Here is a 1883-nt window from a genome sequence, read left to right on the forward strand (position 1 = left end):
TACCCAGTAATCTTTTCAGGCTTGAATTTTTAAATTTTATAACCATCAATTCTATTTAAAGACCTGCGGAATGTGGGGTCAAAAAGACATAACATCTTTGATTAGCAAGAAAAAAGAAGATTATGTTTTAGCTTTAAAAGGGAATCAACAACTCCTCTACCAAGCTGTAAAAGAGTGGTTTAAATTAGCCCAAAAAGAACAATTATTAGGTAGAGAATACAATTCTTATGAACAAGTAGAAGCTGGACATCATCGACTGGAAAAAAAACAGGTTTGGACTATTGATGTATCTGAGTTACCACCTCTGCATAATCAAGCATTATGGACTGGATTAAAAACAGTTGTCATGATAGTTAGTGAACGACGATTGTGGAATAAAACCACCACTGAAGCTCGTTTTTACGCTTAGTAGTTTAAGCAGGAATGCTGAAAAAATTGCTGGGGCTATCCCCAATCATTGGGGCATTGAAAATAGCTTACATTGGACACTTGATGTTACATTTTCCGAAGATAAAAGCCGGATTCGCAAACAGAACTCTCCCGAAAATTTTGCACTTTTACGTCGTTTAGCAATAAATTTACTGAAACAATAAAAAACTTCAAAACAAAGTTTAAAAATGAAACGCTATCGAGCGGCAATGGATAATAATTATTTGGTTCAAATTTTAAACTCTGCCAGCTAACGCTCAAAATCTAACATTCATCTTTTGTGAAATTTATCCGGCTTTAAAAACTTTATAAATTCTTAAAGTTTTGATTTAATCTGCTTAAGTGGGGTTAAAGTTAAGAATTTTAAGAAGGCTTTTTTAGTTATTTATTAATGCAAAAACTCACCTTTTTGTCAAATTAATTTAGATGCGTTTACCCTGCACTTTCCGCCGTAATTCTGACCTACGAAAACTCAAAATAAAACTCAAAAAAGCTGAAGCTGAAGCTCAGAATAAACTGCAAGAACTCTCCAAAATTGAATTTGCTTGTGCCGCCGACGCTGCCGCAGCAGCTCATCGCTTATCCAAACAACTAAAATTTGGTAGTGCTTTTATGTAAAGGATGGAGAAAATTGAGGCGGTTGAACTTTCAGCATTCCTAATCGGATTTGGTAATTGTAGTCATGAATGAAGTTCCAAATAGCACCCTTGTGATTCTCCAACTTTTTAGAAAACGATAACGTCTTCCTGACTAATCGCGAAATTCGTTGCCTGAGAGTATTGTTCAATCGTTCAATGTAACTGGTTAATCCGCTTTCCTTGCCGACGGACTTATGCCTTTTACTTGGTAAAACTACGGCATAGGCTTCCCAGTGATCGGTATAAATCTTGGCACATTGGCGATAGACACTTGGTAGTGAATCCCATAATGCAAGAGCCGATTTCGAGGAGCGGTCTCCAATATGACATCCGATCACTTCCCGAGTCTTGGTATCCATTGCTAACCAGACCCATTGTTTATTCCCTTTGTTGTCTACAAAAGACCAGAGTTCATCCATTTGGACTGTGTGTTTTCCAATTTCTTTCGGAATGACTGTGGCTTTGAGTTCTATTGCACCGTACAAGTGGTTCACATAATTTTGGAGCCAGAAGAGAGGAAACGCCCATGACTCGGGCAATACCAGCCAGGGAAATCCGCTCCAACAGAAGTAACTCAATTTTTGCCAAAGTGTCGGTGTCTTTGGGTGCCCACTGAGGATTTTCGACAAACTGCCGACCACATTCGCGACATTTGTGGTTTTGTTTTCCCCGACGAGTCATCCCATTTTTCATCACATCGTCAGAACCACAAGTGGGACAAATTAGATAGGGTTTCATGATCAATACTCCGGACAGTTTTTAAGCAGCCAGAGTACCATAAGACAAGACTGAAGGAAGGTTAGGGTGATTTAAAAT

Annotated in this window: 4 protein-coding genes; 3 read left to right on the plus strand and 1 reads right to left on the minus strand. The window is 38.3% G+C overall.

Going from position 1 to position 1883, the window contains the following annotated elements; all coding sequences use genetic code 11:
- Positions 1–70: 70 nt before the first annotated feature.
- From QUB08_RS31755 to QUB08_RS31760, 3 genes are all read left to right on the plus strand, one after another.
- Positions 71–409, plus strand: a complete 339-nt coding sequence (locus QUB08_RS31755) for an ISAs1 family transposase (protein WP_333230251.1) — start codon at positions 71–73, stop codon at positions 407–409.
- Complete coding sequence (locus QUB08_RS32285) at positions 357–593, plus strand: ISAs1 family transposase (protein WP_445300979.1); 237 nt, start codon at positions 357–359, stop codon at positions 591–593. The genes QUB08_RS31755 and QUB08_RS32285 overlap by 53 nt, the downstream gene beginning before the upstream one ends.
- A gap of 262 nt (positions 594–855) precedes the next feature.
- Complete coding sequence (locus QUB08_RS31760) at positions 856–1047, plus strand: hypothetical protein (protein ID WP_333230253.1); 192 nt, start codon at positions 856–858, stop codon at positions 1045–1047.
- Here QUB08_RS31760 and QUB08_RS31765 read toward each other — a convergent pair.
- A protein-coding gene (locus QUB08_RS31765) for an IS1 family transposase (RefSeq protein ID WP_445300980.1) occupies positions 1040–1805 on the minus strand; the annotation gives its coding sequence in 2 pieces (ribosomal slippage) (positions 1040–1582 and positions 1584–1805; 765 coding nt in all). The two genes, QUB08_RS31760 and QUB08_RS31765, sit on opposite strands and share 8 nt — an antisense overlap.
- Positions 1806–1883 lie beyond the last annotated feature (78 nt).

Origin of the sequence: Microcoleus sp. BR0-C5 (genome assembly GCF_036705045.1) — a bacterium.
GTDB lineage: Bacteria > Cyanobacteriota > Cyanobacteriia > Cyanobacteriales > Microcoleaceae > Microcoleus.

Bases quoted from the DNA above. Each gene is read 5' to 3' on its own strand.
- QUB08_RS31755 (WP_333230251.1), top strand. From the start codon at position 71: ATGTGGGGTCAAAAAGACATAACATCTTTGATTAGCAAGAAAAAAGAA.
- QUB08_RS31760 (WP_333230253.1), top strand. From the start codon at position 856: ATGCGTTTACCCTGCACTTTCCGCCGTAATTCTGACCTACGAAAACTC.